Here is a 17669-nt window from a genome sequence, read left to right on the forward strand (position 1 = left end):
TAAAACGCTATCGGAAGCTCTTAGGAGGTGGCCTCCGACAAGCCGGCTTCATGGCGAGTGCGGGTATCGTGGCGCTTCAAACCATGGTGGACCGTCTGATCGAAGACCATCGCCGTGCCCAGCTGCTGGGGATGAAGATCCGCGACATTCCCGGCATTCGCCTCGAGCCCCCCGTCATTGACACGAACATGGTGTTCTTTCGGCTTGAACGCGACGGTCTATCAACCCCGGAACTCCTGTCAGCACTATCGCAGCGCGGTGTGCGGATGGGCACGCTCCGGGAAGGCGTCGTTCGCGCCGTCCTTCACTATCTGGTCAGCGATGAAGACGTCGATGCGACCGCAAACGCCATCCGATCAGTTCTGGAGGAGGAGGGCCATGATGACTGGGTACAAGGGCTTCATCAAGGTCTGCGCAGCCCGTCACCACTGCCAAAGGCCTAAGCTCGCAACCGCCACACAAGATGCGCCGCGGAAAATACTCACCCGTGCGCAACGCTGTCTATCGCGCCGGCCCCCGGCTTTTGTGTAGATCTTCCCTGCTTCGTAGACGACGCGTGACGATGTTTCCTTAGATGTCATAATCGGCAAAATATTTGATGGCTCGTTTCTCCTTTAGACCAGTGGTAACGGCTTCACTTCGCCCTCAGCTGAGGCGCAGTCAGTCTGTCTCCCAATGGCAGGCGTGGGCGGCGGTCCGAACGTCTCATCTGGTGATGTTCAGCGTCACCAGATTCAGACGAGGCTTTGGGTTAGCTCCAGCGCAAGGACCCGACGGCACCGATCTTCCTCGGTAAGCTAGGTTCTTTAGTCCACCGTATGTCTGCCTCTGCCGATGAGGTGGCTCGCCCTACACTGCGCGTTCGAGGATTTGCTCGGGCGGGCTAACTCACCAAGGAGGACGAGCCGGGCGGATTATAGAGGAGCATTTGTCGGAATCGATGTTGCGAGGGTGAAGAACGCTATTGCGATCGCGGAGGCAGGCCGGGAAGGGGAGGTTCGATTCTTCGGTGACGTGGATGCGTCGGCCACCAGCATGCGACGGATCATAGGCCGGACGCTGCCGTCCGGGTTCGGCCTTTATCGCCTGATCCGGTCGCTCAGGCACGAGCGCGTCATGCCAGCACCATCATTGATACCGAGGAAGCCCGGCGATCGGGAGCGAACCGCCGAGACGCCATTTCCCGCGCCGGCGAGCTGACCTCCGGCCCCACCAGCTGGAGCGCAAGGCGATCCTTTATGTGCGGCAGTCCTCGGCCCAACAGGTTCTGTACAATCGTGAGAGCGGTGCCCTGCAGTATGCGAATGCGCGATCGCGTGGATACTCGGCAGGTCTTGCATCGAGACGGTCGATGACGATCTCGGCCGCTCTGCTGCTGGCGGTGTCGCGCGAGCGGGCTTCGATCGGGTGGTCGCCGCAGTCTGTCTCGGCAAGGTTGGGGCGGTTGCGGCGCGGGAGGAATCGCGCTACGCTCGCAACAGCCGCGACTGGCAGCAGCTCATCGAGATGTGCCTCGTCGTCGACACCCTGCTGATCGACCAGGAGACGGTCACCGCGCCAGGGCAATGACCGGCTGCTGCTGGGATTGGGGGGCAGTCTCAACGAGTATGAGCTCGATCTTCTGCGTCAGCGCTCCCTGTCGGCCCGCTATGAGAAGGCCCGGTGCGGTGAACTCGTCGTCGCTGCCCCGGTCGGCTTTGTGAAGGTCGGCGACTGCTGGAGAAGGATCCCGATCGTCGCATGCAGTAGGCCATTCACCCTTGTGTTTGACAAGGTGGCGGAACTTGGCCTTGCCCGCCAGGCCCTGCTCTGGTTCCTCGAACATGGGCCGGATTTGCCTGCCAAGCGCAACAATGACGATGTGGTCTGGCGCAGGCCAAGCTATGCGAGCATCCACCGAATGATCGAGAACCCAATCTACGGCGGCGCCTACGCCTATAGTAAGACTCGTGCTGCGTCGGGATATGATGCAACAGCCATTCGCTCGCGCAGCCGCCGTCCGCCAGGGCGAGACATCGGGGATCAACCGCATCTATTGTCTCTACCGCGAGGAAGGACTGACGGTGCGCAAGCGCGCCCGCGTGCCGACGGCTCATCGCGCCCGACGCTCCGATAGGCCCATGACGAGGCCCTCTTCAAATCGATATCTCCAAATCTCGCGGACACGCCGCATCGCCAATCTCTCCGCAGGCAATTCATTCCTTCTCCTGAACCCAAAAGAAGGAACATTTCACCAGCAGAGCACCACGCCCATACACCCCTCCAAGGGCATATGTGCTAAGATAGCTTCGGCATGGACTGAAATTTGCGCTTTCGAGGTGGCTCACGCCATCGATGTCGCAAGGCATGGAGATTTTGGCGCAGGGTGCCAAGGGAGGTTGAGCAAAGATCGCTGCGACCAGAGAGGCGACGATCTGGCGGGTGGTGCGCCACAGCAGCGGGCGCCCGTCGCTCAATGGGGAGAGACACCCAACTCCTGCGAAAGGGGTTCGGTCACAAGCGCGATGGGGAAGTGGGCAAGAATCCAAGGCTTTGCGATCCTTGGGTCCTTGGCGGGAGGCGCGCGCAGTCCGATCAGGCTCTTCAGACGCTTGAAGGCGAGCTCGATGCGCCAGCGCATGCGATAGAGCTTGAGAACCGTGCCGGAGGGAAACTCCTCCTGGTCAAGCGAGGTCACAAGGATGATAAAGCCGGCGGCAATCAGCGTCTCCGGTTGAACCTGCTTGCCCTTGGCCTTGGCTTCCTTGTTGATTTTGCGCCGCGCTTCTTGTGTCGCGGCCTCGGATTTGCGCAAGGCGATCAGGCGCATCTTCAGGGGCTCGCCCTTCTTGAGGCCCAGCCAGACAGGCGTTTCGATGACCTCCTCCCGGCAGCTCTTCAGGTGGCCGATGAGATCGAACGCCTTGCCGTTGACGTCGAGCCATCGCACATTCTTCCACGGCGCGCGCCCGCCAACGTCGCCGTCTTGCGCCGTGACCTTTGCGATCCGCTCGGCATGCATAAGGGCGCGGTCGCCGATGCGGATCTCGCCCGGCACCACCGGCACACGGTCGATCAGCTCGGCCTCGCCCTGGTCGGTGATCTCGAGGAAATCGAACTGCTCGCGCTCAAGATCGAAGGCGCAGTGCATACGCCAAAGGCCATTGTTCTTCTTCTCATGCACACCCGCCTTGGCAACCGATGTCGCATCGAGGATGCGGATCAGCCGACCTTTGGCCAAGCCTTCTTCCTCGCGCTTCAAAAGGTGCCCAATCAATTGCTGCAGCCACGGCCCTGCATTGCGCAGCCGGCCGAGCAACGCCACGTCCGAGATGTCGGCGATCCCGCTCGCCGCCGCATTTCACGAAAAAGCTGGCAATCTCACTGAGACGGGCCACATCTTCGCGCAGTGTCGTCGCGAAAGCTTGAAATTCCTGGCCCAGCGCTTCAGCAAATCGTGCCGCTGCTGGGTGAATGGACAGCCGTCGCCACCATGCAATGGCAGGCGGCGCGCTAGAAGGCACGCGGCTCAATGCGGCGGCGGAACGATCTGGCAGCGTATCGGGCCGGAGCGCGTCATGGACTCGGTCGTCTATCCGGCGGTCGAGGTCGACGCGCCTGGCCTTATCCGCCATGTCGATGGCACGCGCGCTTCGCTTGGGCGAGCCTTCCGGCGAAAAGAGCGAGCGTGTCGCGGCGCTTGCGCGGGAACTGTTAAAGCCGGCTGCAGGCACCGTTCCGCGAGGACATCCGCTCCGAAATCTGGGTAAAGCTCTGGGGCAACCGAGGATGGCCGCCAGCGCGCTGCCGGTCAGCGCCGAAATCGGGTTGAAGGACAGGGCCTGGTGCGGCGGCTGGCGATCGAGCGCGGCTGTTTCAGTCTCGGTTGAGTCGGCCACGGTCTCGTGCGGTGGATCATCGCCTCGGTCGGTTTCCACGCCGAGTAATTTGATAGGCGCTTCGGTCGCGACGCCGACTCCCTCGCGCTCGACGAGGCTCCCTACGCGATCTTGTCCAGATCGAAATGGCTGCCCAAGTCCGTAGCGAGCGCAGTTCAGGATATTATCGATCTCGCGATCGAAGTGGCGCCCATGAAGCCGATCAACATCGACAAGCTCCGGCTCGAGTGCATTTCGACGGGCTGCACGATACAGCTTGAGGCTAGTGCCACCGCCTTGTCAAACGGCGATACCTACCAGCCCATGGCCCCGGCACTGCGCCGCAGACCGGCGCCGCCGTACAGGATACTCGTCTGGCGATCTGCGACAATCGCGCACACGCCTGCCGTACCGAGGGAGATATCGGGAAGCCATTGGACATCGTGCCCCTTCGCGGACAGCGCCTTCGCACGTTCGTCTCTTATAGACCGCTCAAGCAGAAGGCGGCCGGGCGTGTGGTTCAAAGCTGTTCGGATGGCTGTGGGTCACAAAGCGAGGCGCGTCGATGGCGTCTTGGATCGACATGCCGAACACGATGTGGTTTAGGAAGACCTGTAGCATGCCCTGCGGTTGCATGTCCCCACCCGGCGCGCCGAACGGCATGATGAATTCGCCAGGTCGCACGGCGAGCGACGGATTTGGCGTCAACCGCGGGCGCTTGCCGGGTGCGATCACGGAAGGATGTCCTTCAACCGCCCAGGACGGGAACCGCGCAGCGAGGGGCAGAAGCCAACACCCGGGATAATCGGTCCTTCCCACGAGACGTCGCTCGGCGTTGCCGAGAAAGCATTTCCTTTCGCGTCCACCACGCAGACATAAGAAGTGTCACCGATCAGGGCACCCGCATTGGGAGGTGTCGCCGCCTTGTTCAGGTCGTCACTTCGGCGTGGGAATCCGGCAATGTTGCCTGCCGGGAGGCATCTTGCCGAAAGCGCGTCAGGGCGAAGAGTTGCCCGGTCTTGATCGGCTCGCCGCCTGGCAGGAACGAATCCGCGCTGCTGGGGAACAACTGGTACGAGTCTGCGAACTGGTCGACAAAGGCAGCCATGCACGAATGCATGGCGAAGCCATCCCGGGCATAGCGGATTGCAGCCTTTTCGATTTGGCTGAAGCTCATGGTCCCCATAGTTTCCAACGCCAGGATCCAGGCGCCGGGTGCCGCAGGAATGACCGTCCTCGCGAGCCCAGGGGTATCTCCCCACCATATCCGCGAATAAACAGGTCGAGAGTGGCAGCCTTCGGCCACCAGCCGAGTCCCGCGATCGACACCACCTTGTTCCGCCCGGCAAGATAGATGAGCACTTGGGGCGACGCCGGAAAACTGGACCTGGTCGCTGACGCCCAGGGCGATGCCGGCGGCGACGCCCGCATCTATGGCGTTGCCGCCTTCCTCAAGGATTGCGTGGCCAGCCTGCGTAGCCAGGTACTGACCTGTGGAGATCATGTACCGCGAACCGGTGATCATCGGTTTAAGCGACATTCTGCCCTCGCGTTTACTATAGCAGCGTCAGGGGGCCACTTTGCGCAACACGTCCCGGCTGGACGCAGGAAATCGACGTTTCCTTGCCGTGTGCCCATTGTTTAATCCCGCGTGCATTCGGCCCATCTACACGGCACCATCTCACCTGCCGATCGGCACCCGGTCTCACTTTCATCGGTCCCGCTCCAAGCACCAACGCTGGGTAGTCAGCGCCTCCTAGGAGGCGGGCATATAAAGGTTGCTGAACCGTTCCCGCAGAAGGTTCTTCTGCACCTTTCCCATGTTATTACGCGGAAGGTCCTCAGTGAAGATCACCCGTTTCGGCTGCTTGTAGCGCGCGAGGGGCTCACGCAGCGCGTTGAGCACGGCCTTTTCGTCCATGTGGCACCGGGCTTAAGCACCACGATGGCCGTCACCCCCTCGCCGAAATCCGGATGTGCAATGCCGATGACCGCGCTCTCGGCGACGCCGTCGAGTTGATCGATTTCACTCTCGACTTCCTTCGGGTAGATGTTGTAGCCGCCGGAGATCACCAGGTCCTTGTCGCGGCCGACGATGTGGAGATAGCCCGCCTCATCGATCTTGCCGAGGTCGCCGCTGATGAAATAGCCGTCCTTGGTGAACTCCGCCGCCGTCTTTTCAGGCATCCGCATGCTTCTGCCTCCCAGAGGGTCAGATTCCCGAATGTCAGAAGAAGCTATGGCGAGTTTAATATATCGAACACCTGAATTTCGACGTTGCTGAAAGGGAGATGGTTTCAATCATCGTCCGCCATGTTCCGGCAACACCACCGTCATACGTACCCTCTGACTATCAATGATGCGTGATCTACCAAGTATGGAAAGGGTTCCTGTCTACGTTCTGGATCCTTCAAAAAAGGAAGCACGAGAGCAGTCGGAAGATTTACTGCATACGGTCGGCACGATCGACAAAAGGAACCGACATGCTTCGCGTCTTTCAGGAGGATCCTTTTTCAGCGGTCAAGGAGCGATCACCCCGCGACCCCTTGGAGCGTTCCACGTTCCTCGTCTAGTACGGGCCTGAGTGACTGCTCTTCGAGTGAGTTCACCTCCGTCTTGGATCCGCAGGTGATTGGGGAAGTGACAAAACCTTCGAGTCGTTCCATGAGGTAAGAGACTCGCGTTGCAGTGCGGCCGACGGTCCGAGGCGATCCTCATCCGAGGAGGACAAGCGTGGCAGAGAGGGAAGCATTTGTCGGAATCGATGGGCGAAGCTAAGGAATATCCGAAGGCGGCCGGGCGCGCCGATCGCCTTGTGAGCAGTTGCCCACGCTTTCGGTTGGGAGGTTAGAGTTGCCTTGATTCTTCCACTTTGTGGGGAAAACTGCAATGAATGTAGGGCCACTTTCGTGGATTGTTGAAGTCGCCATTAAAGGCATTGTTCATGGATGACCTAGATCGAAGGGTTCTTGGGGCCCTACAAAAGAACAACCGGCTCTCATTTGCAGATCTGGCGGAATTGGTCGGTTCCTCGGCAGCGTCATGCATGCGTCGAGTGAACAAGCTGCGTTCTGATGGTGTGATCGTTGGCGACATTTCGCTGGTGGATCCTAAAGCTGTCGGCAGATCTCTCACCGTTGTTGTCACGGTTGAGTTGGACCGTGAGCGTCTGGACCTCGTCGACGATTTCAAGCGCGCGATGCGCGCTGCCAAAGAGGTCACCCAGTGCTACATGATCACGGGCGACGCCGATTTTGTGCTGATTGTGGCCGTTGAAGACGTCGAGGCCTTTGACCTCTTCGTTAAGGCAAAGCTCTATACGAATCCTAATGTCCGAAAATTCCGGAGCATGATCTCGCTTGATCGTGTCAAGTTCGAGCCGCGGGTCCCGGTGTAGAGTGGAGCGGGTTCGCTGAAGCCGTCACTCCGGGCCGAGTTTTGAAATTGCCATTGCGCATGCAGCGCCAGATTGAGCTTTTTCGCCACAGGACCTGTGCGATCAAGATGGTGCGGTCGATCCTAGATCGGCACACCCGAAGTAACCGGCCAGTGGAACGAAAAAAATGGTGACCACGATAGCTCCGATCTTGCATGTCCTTCCAGTTTTGGACGAGCATTACGTCGATGAACGGCGCTATCCGGAGGGCGTCGCCTTCATGGACGGACAGTACCTGCCGATGGCTGAGGCTAAGATCTCCGTGCTCGATTGGGGATTTCTGCATTCCGACGCCACCTACGATACGGTGCATGTTTGGAATGGCAGGTTCTTCCGGTTGGATTTGCATCTTGATCGTTTCTTTGGAGGCGTGAAACGGCTGCGAATGAAGCTGCCCTATGAGCGTGAGGAAATTGGGTCGATTCTGACGAATTGCGTTGCTTTGTCGGGGCACAGAGCGGCGTACGTGGAGATGATTTGTTCGCGCGGTTCGTCGTCGACATTTAGCCGCGATCCCCGCCAGGCAGAGAACCGCTTCATCGCGTTTGCTGTTCCCTTCGGGTCGGTCGCCAACAAGGAACAGCTCGAAAGAGGCTTGCACGTCGCGATCAGCGACAGCGTCCGTATCCCACCTGGATCCGTCGATCCGGCGATCAAGAACTATCATTGGCTTGATCTCGTAAAGGGTCTCTTCGACGCCTACGACATGGGAGCGGAAACAGCGCTGATCGTGGATACGAATGGGCACATTGCGGAGGGGCCCGGCTTTAATGTGTTCGTTGTCAAGGACGGATCCTTGCGGACGCCCGCTTTTGGGGTGTTGCCGGGCATTACGCGCCGAACTGTCTTCGATCTTTGCGCCGAGATCGGGCTGTCGGCTACGGCTACTGACATCAGTCGTGATGATATCAAAGGAGGTGACGAGGTGTTCATCACCTCGACTGCCGGCGGTATTATGCCCGTGACGCGTATCGACCACGCATCAATCACTACTGGGCAGGTGGGACCGGTCACCCGACGGCTGATGGATCTCTATTGGCAAAAGCACGATGATCCGAAGTGGTCGACTGCTGTCAGGTATCCGTAGTCGGAATGCCGGCACTGGTCAGCAGGCCGTTGGCAAAAGATAGATTGACTGCCAGCAAAATCGGTTAAACGAGCAGTAGCGTGGGCCGGACGTGGAAGACTGTCCGATGGGCGGATGCTTCTGCGATCGGGAGACCATCAAGCGCGATCCACGATGTTGCGGAGCTTCTGCGCCGCCGAGCTGCGCTTGCTCGGTGTCACGATCCGTGTGGAATATTTAGGTGCTCGCAGCTGGCTACCGTACATTTCCTGATGGCACGGGTTGAGCAAATCGCAAGCCACTAGATCAGCGCCCCAGTCCTCATTGATCATGTACTTGCATTTTTGGCGTGGAATTCCCGTGGATTGGCAACGAACAACGGGTTCATTGCTTATTTAACTGCGCAACTTGCTGAGTTAAAGTCCGCGGGGTTCTATAAATGCGAGCGCGTCATCACTTCGACGCAGCAGTCCGAAATCCGGCTCGCGGGCGGCAGCAAGGTCCTGAATTTCTGCCCTAACAACTATCTCGGTCTAGCCGACAATGAAGATCTGCGGAACGCGGCTAAGGCTGCGCTCGACCGCTATGGATACGGTATGGCGTCGGTCCGCTTCATCTGCGGTACGCAGGAAGATCACAAGCAACTCGAGGCACGCATCTCTTCATTCCTCAAGATGGATGATGCGATCCTGTATTCATCTTGTTTTGACGCCAATGCTGGTCTGTTCGAGACGCTGCTCAGCGAGCGAGACGCCATCATTCCGATGCGCTGAACCACGCTTCGATCATAGACTGCATTCGCCTTTCCAAGGCCAGGCGCTTCCGTTACGCCAACAATGACATGGAAGCGCTTGAGAAGGAGTTGAAAAGGCCGAAGGCAGCCGCTTTAAACTGACCGCGACCGACGGCGTGTTTTCCATGGACGGTATCATCGCCAATGTTCTCGGCGTTTGCGATCTGGCAGAGAAATACAGCGCGCTGGTAATGGTCGACGTCAGACATGCGGTCGGTTTCATCGGCAGGCATGGCCGCGGTACGGCGGAGCATTGCGGCGTTGTGGGCAGTGGACATCATCACCGGCACGCTGGGAAAGACGCTCGGCGGCGCCTCGGGCGGCTACACGGCAAGCCGGGCGAGGGTCATCGATTGGCTTCGCCAGCGCTCGCGCCCGTATCTATTCTCCAATACGCTGATGCCCGCCATCGCAGGGGCGTCGCTGAAGGCATTCGATCTGATCGAACAGGACGATGCGCTGCGCAAAAAGCTTTATGACAACGCCGACCGCTTCCGCTCGAAAATGTCGAAGGCGGGCTTCACGCTGACTGGTGCGGACCATCCGATCGTCCCTTTTGATTGCTTCTACAACGGAATTCGAACAGGCGCTGCATTATTGGGTGAGCTTGGCTCGTTGCGACTTGGCGAATGATCGACCAGCGGTCTTAACTAGCTGGTACCCGTCTTTCCGCGCATTCCACTTCGTGCTTTCTAGGTGGGAGGCCGATGGGGGGACAGAGGATAAGATTTTGTTGAGCAGCACTTCGCCGCCCAGCGATACGCTGACCGCAATGCCGCCGACACTGCCTATTCAGTTTATTCAGGACGAACCCTGTGGGGGTGCGGCTATGCCAAAGATCAACGCCGGGCGCTTGCTCTCGGAGCTCAGATGTTTCGCGCAATTCGGCGCGTACCGGACGGGCATCCATAGGCCGACCCACTCGAAAGAAGATATGGATAGCCGCCGCTGGCTAGCGCAGCAATATGAGGCCGTAGGGCTTCAGGCACATGTCGACGGGGTGGGCAATGTGTTTGGCATCCCTCGGTCCGAACGGCGGTTCTTGTTGATCGGGTCACATGCAGAGTCCGAGAACCATGCCGGATGGCTCGACGGAGCCCTGGGCGTGATGTACGGGCCTGAGATCGCCCGGACTTCGCGGAAACACCGGACTGCGCTGGCCTCCCAAACGCCCTAGTCGCGTGGGCAGATGAAGAAGGCCACTATCTATCGTTCCTCGGTAGCCTTTCATTCATTGGTGACATCGACGAGGCGGAGATGGAGCGCGCTGTCAATGTGCATCATGGGCTGCCGCTCAGGGACGCGCTACGCGCAGCCGGCCTAGCCGGCGTTCCCCGGTCTGTGCTGGAACCGACGCGCTACGTCGGGTATCTTGAAGCGCACATAGAACAGGGCGACGCGCTGGAAGCCTCGGGCAAGCGGATCGGTGTTGTTACGAGCATCGTTGGGATTTGGCAGTACTCGATCACCTTTCATGGCATACAGAATCATGCCGGTACAACGCGCATGGCCATTCGAAAGGATGCCGGCATTGCTGCAGCGACGCTCGCGATGGCGATTGCCGAGCGCTTCCCAGAGTGGCCGGCCCGCGTTCCGTCTGGACCACGGGCCGGATCAGCGTAGAGCCTGGGGCTCGCAGCATAATCGCGGGCAAGGCGGAGATGCTGTTCCAGTTCCGGGATTCAGAGATGCCGGTGCGAGCGCCTCGATGCGGCACTGAGGCAACTGGTCGAAGAAGCCGCGACTAGAACCGGCTGCCGCGCACCCGCCCAGTCGGCGGCGAGCGCCATTATCTCAAGCACACTGGAACTATCAGAGCGTCAGGAGAGCGACGATGCGGCCTATTGAATCGGCAATCCACCGTGAACAAAATCGTCGTCCCTGCGATAGGGTTGACCTCGAAGAGCGTCGTATGCCGGAGCGGGTGCTTGAGCCACCGCGCCCGGAATGACGGGAAGAACTATTCTGGAAGCATACTTGCTTGAGTGATAGACCCTGTTGATAGATGGGGCCCCAGCAGGAATGCTGCCGAGGACGCTGTGCGGAATGGGATTGGTTGCACCGATGGTTAGTTCGAGGCTATGCCCTTTCCTGACGACGTGAGCGATAGGCGAAATCAACGATATCCGGAGTTCGTAGATTTCACCCGGGATAAGTTTCTCGGACTTCCGAAACGAATGCACCACCTCGTCGACATAGGTGCGGTCGTTGTCGATCGCGCGTAGCGAGGACCGTAACACGCCTGATTGAACGAAGAGCACCCCGTCGGGTCCGACGTCTTTCAAGGTAAGTTCGATGTCGGCGTCGTCGCCGTTGTCAATGCTGAGATACAGCACGACCTCCGGATTTCCAAGCAACACCATATCCGACGAGACAGGGGCTGTCCGGTAGTTGAGGACGCCGGGGGGATAAGGACGAACCTGGAATTGCTGATTGTCTCCGTAAAGTTCTGCTCCCGTTGGGTAGAGGTAGGCGCGGGATCCCTCATTGGAGCTGACGGCCGGCTTCTCGGGCGATATTTGCGCGTTGGCCGTAAGATAGAATGTGCGGCGCTCGACTTTTGGATCTGGCCACGTGTTGTGATGCGACACCCAGCCCGCCACCGATTTCTTCGGATCTCCCTCGGGCTGCTGAACCTCCCAATAGATCGTTATGGGAGGCTCGTTCTCTAGTGCATTCTCAACACCTTTAACCCAGCGATCGAGGAACTTCATTCGCTCCTTGTCGACAATGCTATTGCCGCGTGGCCCGGGCCCGCTGCTGTGATGATCCCCGTTCATTAGGAGAAGCTTCTTGTTCTTCACATGTTTCATGAAATGGGTAAACATTCGAACATTTGCCATAGCGGCGCCACCGTAGGCCTCTTGCCAAGCTCCAATGATCATGCTGGGCACAGTGACCTTGTCAATGAGTTCTTTGCCAACCAAAGTTTCAGAATCCCACCATTCATCCTTCAGTGGGTGCTTCCGAACCGCGTCAAAAAGAGAACTGTTGACAACCTGCTTATCGCCCCCGCGGATCTTGGCGCATTGCATATCGCCCCGCTCCATCCGCCAATCTGCACCGGCATTTCTGCCAAACTGATTTCTAATCTGCCATTGTCCCTCATCTAGAGGGAGCATTCCGCCAGGGTAAAACTGAAACTCATAGCCGTCCCCGAACCCGCTCGCGACGATAGCTCGAAGATGTGCAGGTCGCTCCGCCGCAACCCAAAACTGCGGCATCCCGGCCGATGAGTTGCCGACCATACCGATATTGCTATCGCTCCAGGGCTGGCTGGCGATCCATTCAATCAATTCGGCTCCATAAGGTCCGCCTTTGACCATTTGCTGTTCATGCCAATACTTGATCACACCTTCCGAACAGCCAGTTCCAGGAAGGTTGGCACCCACGAAAGCGTAGCCAGCATCAAGGAATTCCTTCGCGAATTCGAAAGGAGTAGAGTTCGCCGAATATGGGTCATAAAGGAAAATGGTGGGAATTGGCTCCGTTTCCTCCGGACGGTACGAGATGTAAGCGATGCGAGTTCCATCTTTCATGGTCACGTAGCCGATCTCGCGGATAACGTCTTCCTCGCGGAAAAGGACTGCCTCTTCAATTTTCATGCTCGACTCCATGTTGTGGGGACGTCTCTATCGATGATAGCCGCAAAAGGCCGCGGGCAATGGGTGACGTGAGCTCGCAACTGAGCTGGGCAAATTAGTACCTGAGACACTCTCGACGTGGAGTACCTGCGTGCTGCGCCTCTCCAGAGCCTCCACCGTTTGCGGCGCCGAAGCTTCCACATTCGAGAGGCTCAATATGTACCGTTTGCGGATGCGTTTTGACCTAATTTACGTTCGATGGGGGAGATAATCTGCGTTTCGCTGGGCTTCAACGAAGATCTCGTCATACCGCGCGCGAAAGCTAGAGCACGTCTGATTTATCTGGACATAGCAGCGCCTTGAAAGAGTTCTGGCATTCGGCTGGGGTGAAGAGGTCGACGAGCGCCTGCTCTGGTTGGCGCCCCTCATCTTCATTGATGAGACCGGGCTCGCCTGGCGACAAGGTCGGGGCGAGAACCTGCTCGACATAGGCGAGAAACACATTGCCGTTCATGATGCCGTCGTAGACGAAAGGAGCGTGACCTGAGACCCTTGTTCCCTCCAATTCAATGGAGAGTCCGGAGTTTCATTTCTGGCCTCAGGCGGCCTGCTTTTCCAGCGCCATTTTTATGGCGAATTCGATGGGCGTGATGTTGCCTAGGGCTGAGTGTGGTCTGTTCCGGTTGTAGTCCTCCTTCCATAGATCGATTGCTGCCCGCGCTTGCGTGAGGGTGGAGAACAGCGTCTCGTTGAGCAGTTCATCGCGCAGTCGGCCGTTGAAGCTCTCGATGAAGCCATTCTGCATCGGCTTTCCGGGCGCGATGTAATGCCATTCGACGCGGTTCTGATCCGCCCGGGAGAGGATGGCGTTCGAGGTGAACTCGCTGCCATAGCACCTGCGGAATGAAGGAGCGGCGGCGGCCGAGACAGCGGTGCGCGCAGCTTTTCGCTGCAGGCGCGCACCGCTGGAGGCGGCCATGGCCAGTCAGAGTTTCTCTAGAATGTGAATGTTCACAACCCATTCCGGAGAGACCGACCATACTTCAGATTCTACACCCGCCGGCGCGGTGCTGGTAGCGATCGATATCGCCAAGGTTCGCAATGAAGTTCTGATCGAAGACCCAAGCCACAAACGCCGACGCCGTCTGCAGGTCCTCAACAACCGTGCTGAGCACGACCATCTGGTCGAAGTCCTGCAGACGTACGGTCGCCCCGTGGTCTGTGGCTTCGAGGCGACGGGATATCACCGGCCGATTGCATGGCGCCTGGCTGAGGCTGGTTTCGAGGTTCGACTGGTGTCGTCTCTGGCGCTCGCGCGGACGCGAGAAGCGTTGCACAATAGCTGGGACAAGAACGACCCCAAGGACGCGCAGGTGATCCTGCACATGCTCCGAATACAGGCGACGCAGCGCTACCACGATCCGCTGCGCGCCGGCATCAACGATGTACAGGAACTGTCGAAGACACATGAGGCGATCGCCAGGGCAAAGACCGAGATTCAGCACCGGATCCTGACGCACTACCTGCCGCTGTATTTTCCCGAGATCGATCGCTTCCGAGGAAACAGCCGCAGCGATTGGTTCTTCGCATTCCTCGATGCCTTTCCGACGCCGGCAAGCATCACGGTGCTGACGAAGGAGGAGTTTGTAACAGCAGCTTGGGATGTCGTCGGCCGAAAGGTCAGCAAGTCACAGCTTCTAAAGGATATTTACGAGACGGCGCGCTCATCGATCGGACTGCCGCTGCCGCTTGATGCGCCTGCCATTCGCATGTTCCGGATGGTCATTGACGAAGCACGCAATCTGATCCGGCAGCGTAATGAGATTGAAGCGCAGGCCGACGAGCTGTTGCGGCACAGCCAGGATTATCAACTCCTGCGACAAATCCCGGGCATCGGACCGATCAACGCATTGAGCGAAGCCGGCGATCTTCGCCGTTTCGTCATCATCGCCAATTCCTAAAGTTCTGCGGACTGGACCTCTCGACACAGCAATCAGGCCAATATCGAGGCCAGACCCGCCTTTCCAAATTCGGCAATGCTCGGCTGCGCCGCACCCTGTGGATCGCCGGACAAGTCGCCATCCGCCAGCGGGAGAACGGCTTCCGTCATAAGTTCGAACGCTACATCGCGAGGGATCGCGACAATCCCGATCTACGCCGCAAGGCAATGACCGCTATTACCGCCAAGATGGCGCGTGTCGTGCACGCCGTCGTCAAAGGAGGTTCCGACTACCGGCCCTTCGTTGAAGGGCGGGTGCCAGGTGGAAGAACTCTGTCAGCTAGGGCCGTGAGGGCATCGCTTCGATGACCCTGTAGATAATGTTCGGGTCTTCCGCCTGGATCAGATGTTGAGGACGGTGAGGGCCGCCTGCGTGCGTACCCTGTGTTTGCTATGGACGAGACCTTTTCCCTTGCCGGTGGAAGCCGCCTGGTTCGATGACTTGACCAACGTCACGCAGCAAGAGCATGCTGACGAACAGAGAGACCTTGACTGCACGCTCCATTTCCTTCCGCTCTTAGGACGTTGTCGCTGACGATCATCCTCGGCCGGCCGCGCTCGGTGATGAGCCGGTCCAATTCGCGGGCAACCCGCATGCCCGAGAGAGACGTATCAACGATGAGTGCCAGGCACTCTCTCGTGCAGTCGTCGACGACGGCCAGGATGCGGAAGCGGCGCCCGTCGGTCAGCTGGTCCGATACGAAGTCGAGCGACCAGCGCTCGTCGGGCCTCAGCGGCACCAGCATCGGCGCCCTGGTCCCGATCGCCCGCTTGCGGCCGGCACGGCGGCGAACGGCGAGCTTCTCCTCCTGATAGAGCCGGACAGCTTCTTGTGGTTCACGAACAGGCCCTCCCGCCTCAGCATTACGAGAAGACGCCGGTAGCCGAACCGGCGACGCTCCTGCGCAATCGCCTTCATCCGCTCGCGAAGCTCGCGGTCGTCCGGCCTGCTGGTCTCGTAGCGAACCGTCATGCGGCAACAGCCGATGGCTTTGCACGCCCGACGCTGGCTCACCCCATGCCGATCGCAGGCATGGGCCACAGCGCATCGCTTGGCATCGGGCGTCACCATTTTTTTGCAGCGACATCCTTCAGGATCGCATTGTCCAGCATCTGCTCGGCCAGCAGCTTCTTCAGCTTGGCGTTCTCCTCCTCCAAAGCCTTCAGCTTGCGCGCATCCGAAACGTCCATGCCGCCAAACTTCGCCTTGTATTTGTAGAAGGTCGCTTCCGAGATCCCGTGCTTGCGGCAGACATCGGCGGTCTTCATTCCCGCCTCCTGCTCCTTCAAAATCGCGATGACTTGTTCTTCCGTGAACCGTGAACGCTTCATTCGTCCGTCTCCTTGATCGGGACGGACTCTACCAAAAACTGGAGGAGCTTCAGGGTCTCAGGTCAAGCGGTCATGCCCGTCGGCCGTAACGCGCCGGTGAAGGTCGTGGTCTTCCAATGGCCGTGCAGCACGCCGGCCTGGCAGCGCTCACCCGCGCGGCGCACTTCCTGCCCGGGCCATCTTGGTCGACAGATCCGACGGCGGTCCAGAAGGCTGTGATTGTCCTCTCAGCTTTGGCGCGCATAAGAGCCTTGAGTGTTGAGAAGGCGTTTTCGATCGGATTGACGTCGGGGCTGCAGGGTGGTAGGCGCCGATCGTCTCGATTGCATCGCGAACCTCCGCGCCTTGTGCGCGGCAAGCGACAGCTGGTGTTCACTGGCTGGGACCATGGACGGGATGAGCCGGGAAGATGCTGCACGGATGGCGGCATGGACCGCCAGACGCTGCGGGACTGGGTGCATCGCTTCAACGAGGATGGTGGTGACGGACCTGGTATGGCGGACCCTCGCAGCGCTTATCGCCGGAACGGAAGGCCGAACTGCCGGAAATCGTCGAGACAGGACCAGACGTGGCGGCTGACTGCGTGGTGCGCTGGCGGCGCATCGATCTGCGGCGCGTCATTGAGGATCGCTTCGGCGTCGCCTATCACGAGCGTTACGTGGGCAAGCTGATGAAGGAACTCGGCTTCTCGCACATGAGTGCGCGGCCCGCCATCCGGCGCAGGATGCCTGGATAGTGGAAAAGTTCTTTCCGCGCACGCTAAGCGCCCACCTCGCCGACCTGCCGAAGGGCAAGCCCGTCGAGGTGTGGTTTCAAGATGAAGCCAGAATTGGCCAGAAGAACGGTGTCTGCAGCAATGGAGGCGCCGTGGCACGCGGCCCAGGCAGCCCCGCCATCTGCCCGGCGCGCGACAAGAGAGCAGCCATGACCCTGCCGTTTGCCGACACTGCGGCCATGCAACTTCACCTCGACGAGATCAGCCCGCCGTGTGGCGCGCGGCGCGCACGCCGTGCTGCTACTCGACCGGACCTGCTGGCACACGACCGCCAAGCTGAAGGTGCCGAAAGACATCACGCCGGTGCTGCTGCCATCGCGAGCCCCGGTACTCAACCCGGTCGGAACGTCTGGCAAAATCCGCGCGCCAATTGGCTCCCCAACCGCGTCTTCGACGGCCAGGAGGCCCGCCGCCTGCTAGGCTTCTCCTCGCCCAAACCGAAACAATCACATCCATCGGAATGCGAGAGTGGGCTCACGTCGGTCGAGCTTCATGACCTTTGGTAATACCTGATAGGCGACGGCGGTCCGCTTGATCGTATGCCCGGCCTGGCCGGCTTCGTCGCACCAGCGTTGCAGCAGTTTCAACGATGATGGCGGGTCGGCATCAATCTTCTTCAGCGGGTGGCGCTTGAATCCCGCAACAAGCGCTGCAATCAGCCACCTAGCCTTGCTCATTTTTATGACGGCGACGATCCTGTTCGAGAGCGACAAGGGAGCGGCTTGCGTCAAAAAGACTGCGGCATGAGGCGCCTCCTTCAGAAGAGTTGGTTCCAACAGCGCCGAAAGATGCCACCTCGCGTCTCGCGCCATAGCGACCCTGACACA

At 59.3% G+C, this 17669-nt stretch carries 12 protein-coding genes and 9 pseudogenes; 10 read left to right on the forward strand and 11 right to left on the reverse strand.

What is annotated here, in order from left to right; all coding sequences use genetic code 11:
• From M729_RS0128540 to M729_RS1000000139000, 3 genes and pseudogenes are all read left to right on the forward strand, one after another.
• Window positions 1-443: beta-eliminating lyase-related protein (locus tag M729_RS0128540; RefSeq protein WP_027163567.1), on the forward strand; the 443-nt coding region annotated here is incomplete at its 5' end.
• A gap of 427 nt (window positions 444-870) precedes the next feature.
• A pseudogene (locus tag M729_RS1000000139465) lies at window positions 871-1205 on the forward strand (hypothetical protein); the annotation flags it as partial.
• Window positions 1206-1407: 202 nt separating this feature from the next.
• Window positions 1408-1569 (forward strand): hypothetical protein, encoded by a 162-nt coding sequence (locus M729_RS1000000139000; RefSeq protein ID WP_198032145.1) that lies wholly within the window; start codon window positions 1408-1410, stop codon window positions 1567-1569.
• On the opposite strand, the gene M729_RS1000000139005 is transcribed toward M729_RS1000000139000, so the two are convergent.
• On the reverse strand, window positions 1550-1825 hold the full coding sequence (locus M729_RS1000000139005) for a hypothetical protein (protein ID WP_027163569.1): 276 nt from the start codon (window positions 1823-1825) through the stop codon (window positions 1550-1552). The two genes, M729_RS1000000139000 and M729_RS1000000139005, sit on opposite strands and share 20 nt — an antisense overlap.
• Here M729_RS1000000139005 and M729_RS1000000139470 point away from each other — a divergent pair.
• A pseudogene (locus M729_RS1000000139470) lies at window positions 1775-1924 on the forward strand (recombinase family protein); the annotation flags it as partial. The gene M729_RS1000000139005 and the pseudogene M729_RS1000000139470 sit on opposite strands and share 51 nt — an antisense overlap.
• Before the next feature lie 528 nt (window positions 1925-2452).
• Here the strand turns inward: M729_RS1000000139470 and M729_RS0128560 are convergent.
• From M729_RS0128560 to M729_RS0128575, 4 genes and pseudogenes are all read right to left on the reverse strand, one after another.
• Window positions 2453-3220 carry a transposase gene (locus M729_RS0128560; RefSeq protein WP_245267657.1) on the reverse strand — a complete coding sequence of 256 codons (768 nt, stop codon included), beginning with the start codon at window positions 3218-3220 and terminating at the stop codon, window positions 2453-2455.
• Between the two features lie 1129 nt (window positions 3221-4349).
• Window positions 4350-4676 (reverse strand): gamma-glutamyltransferase, encoded by a 327-nt coding sequence (locus M729_RS1000000139010; protein ID WP_280940199.1) that lies wholly within the window; start codon window positions 4674-4676, stop codon window positions 4350-4352.
• 109 nt (window positions 4677-4785) lie between these two features.
• Entirely contained in the window at window positions 4786-5397 is a 612-nt protein-coding gene (locus M729_RS1000000139015; protein ID WP_198032146.1) for a gamma-glutamyltransferase, read from the reverse strand.
• Window positions 5398-5613: 216 nt separating this feature from the next.
• Window positions 5614-6047, reverse strand: a pseudogene (locus tag M729_RS0128575) (malonyl-CoA synthase); the annotation flags it as partial.
• A gap of 754 nt (window positions 6048-6801) precedes the next feature.
• Here M729_RS0128575 and M729_RS0128580 point away from each other — a divergent pair.
• The 4 genes and pseudogenes from M729_RS0128580 to M729_RS1000000139475 all read left to right on the forward strand — a co-directional run bounded on the left by M729_RS0128580 (window position 6802) and on the right by M729_RS1000000139475 (window position 10775).
• Window positions 6802-7254: an Lrp/AsnC family transcriptional regulator gene (locus tag M729_RS0128580; RefSeq protein ID WP_050596370.1), complete on the forward strand. Its 453-nt coding sequence runs from the start codon at window positions 6802-6804 to the stop codon at window positions 7252-7254.
• 166 nt (window positions 7255-7420) lie between these two features.
• Window positions 7421-8380 carry an aminotransferase class IV gene (locus M729_RS0128585; protein ID WP_027163575.1) on the forward strand — a complete coding sequence of 320 codons (960 nt, stop codon included), beginning with the start codon at window positions 7421-7423 and terminating at the stop codon, window positions 8378-8380.
• Window positions 8381-8724: 344 nt separating this feature from the next.
• Window positions 8725-9707: pseudogene (locus M729_RS1000000138615) on the forward strand (glycine C-acetyltransferase); the annotation flags it as partial.
• Window positions 9708-10409: 702 nt separating this feature from the next.
• On the forward strand, window positions 10410-10775 hold the full coding sequence (locus tag M729_RS1000000139475; protein WP_027163580.1) for a hypothetical protein: 366 nt from the start codon (window positions 10410-10412) through the stop codon (window positions 10773-10775).
• Window positions 10776-10993: 218 nt separating this feature from the next.
• Here M729_RS1000000139475 and M729_RS0128615 read toward each other — a convergent pair whose 3' ends face one another.
• From M729_RS0128615 to M729_RS0128625, 3 genes and pseudogenes are all read right to left on the reverse strand, one after another.
• A complete protein-coding gene (locus tag M729_RS0128615; protein WP_027163581.1) occupies window positions 10994-12757 on the reverse strand; it encodes a CocE/NonD family hydrolase in 1764 nt (587 codons plus the stop codon).
• Window positions 12758-13058: 301 nt separating this feature from the next.
• Window positions 13059-13250 carry a hypothetical protein gene (locus tag M729_RS0128620; RefSeq protein ID WP_156949349.1) on the reverse strand — a complete coding sequence of 64 codons (192 nt, stop codon included), beginning with the start codon at window positions 13248-13250 and terminating at the stop codon, window positions 13059-13061.
• 84 nt (window positions 13251-13334) lie between these two features.
• Window positions 13335-13625, reverse strand: a pseudogene (locus M729_RS0128625) (transposase); the annotation flags it as partial.
• A gap of 118 nt (window positions 13626-13743) precedes the next feature.
• Here M729_RS0128625 and M729_RS01000000136010 point away from each other — a divergent pair.
• Window positions 13744-15044, forward strand: a pseudogene (locus M729_RS01000000136010) (IS110 family transposase).
• 215 nt (window positions 15045-15259) lie between these two features.
• On the opposite strand, the pseudogene M729_RS01000000136015 reads toward M729_RS01000000136010, so the two are convergent.
• Window positions 15260-16067, reverse strand: a pseudogene (locus M729_RS01000000136015) (IS3 family transposase); the annotation flags it as partial.
• 70 nt (window positions 16068-16137) lie between these two features.
• Window positions 16138-16403 (reverse strand): annotated as a pseudogene (locus tag M729_RS1000000139480) (hypothetical protein); the annotation flags it as partial.
• Window positions 16404-16439: 36 nt separating this feature from the next.
• Here M729_RS1000000139480 and M729_RS1000000139485 point away from each other — a divergent pair.
• Window positions 16440-17338 (forward strand): annotated as a pseudogene (locus M729_RS1000000139485) (IS630 family transposase); the annotation flags it as partial.
• Here M729_RS1000000139485 and M729_RS1000000139490 read toward each other — a convergent pair.
• Window positions 17289-17654, reverse strand: a complete 366-nt coding sequence (locus M729_RS1000000139490) for a hypothetical protein (protein ID WP_027163587.1) — start codon at window positions 17652-17654, stop codon at window positions 17289-17291. The pseudogene M729_RS1000000139485 and the gene M729_RS1000000139490 overlap by 50 nt on opposite strands.
• Window positions 17655-17669: the final 15 nt, after the last annotated feature.

Origin of the sequence: Mesorhizobium sp. WSM1293 (assembly GCF_000513875.1) — a bacterium.
Taxonomy (GTDB): Bacteria; Pseudomonadota; Alphaproteobacteria; order Rhizobiales; family Rhizobiaceae; genus Mesorhizobium; species Mesorhizobium ciceri.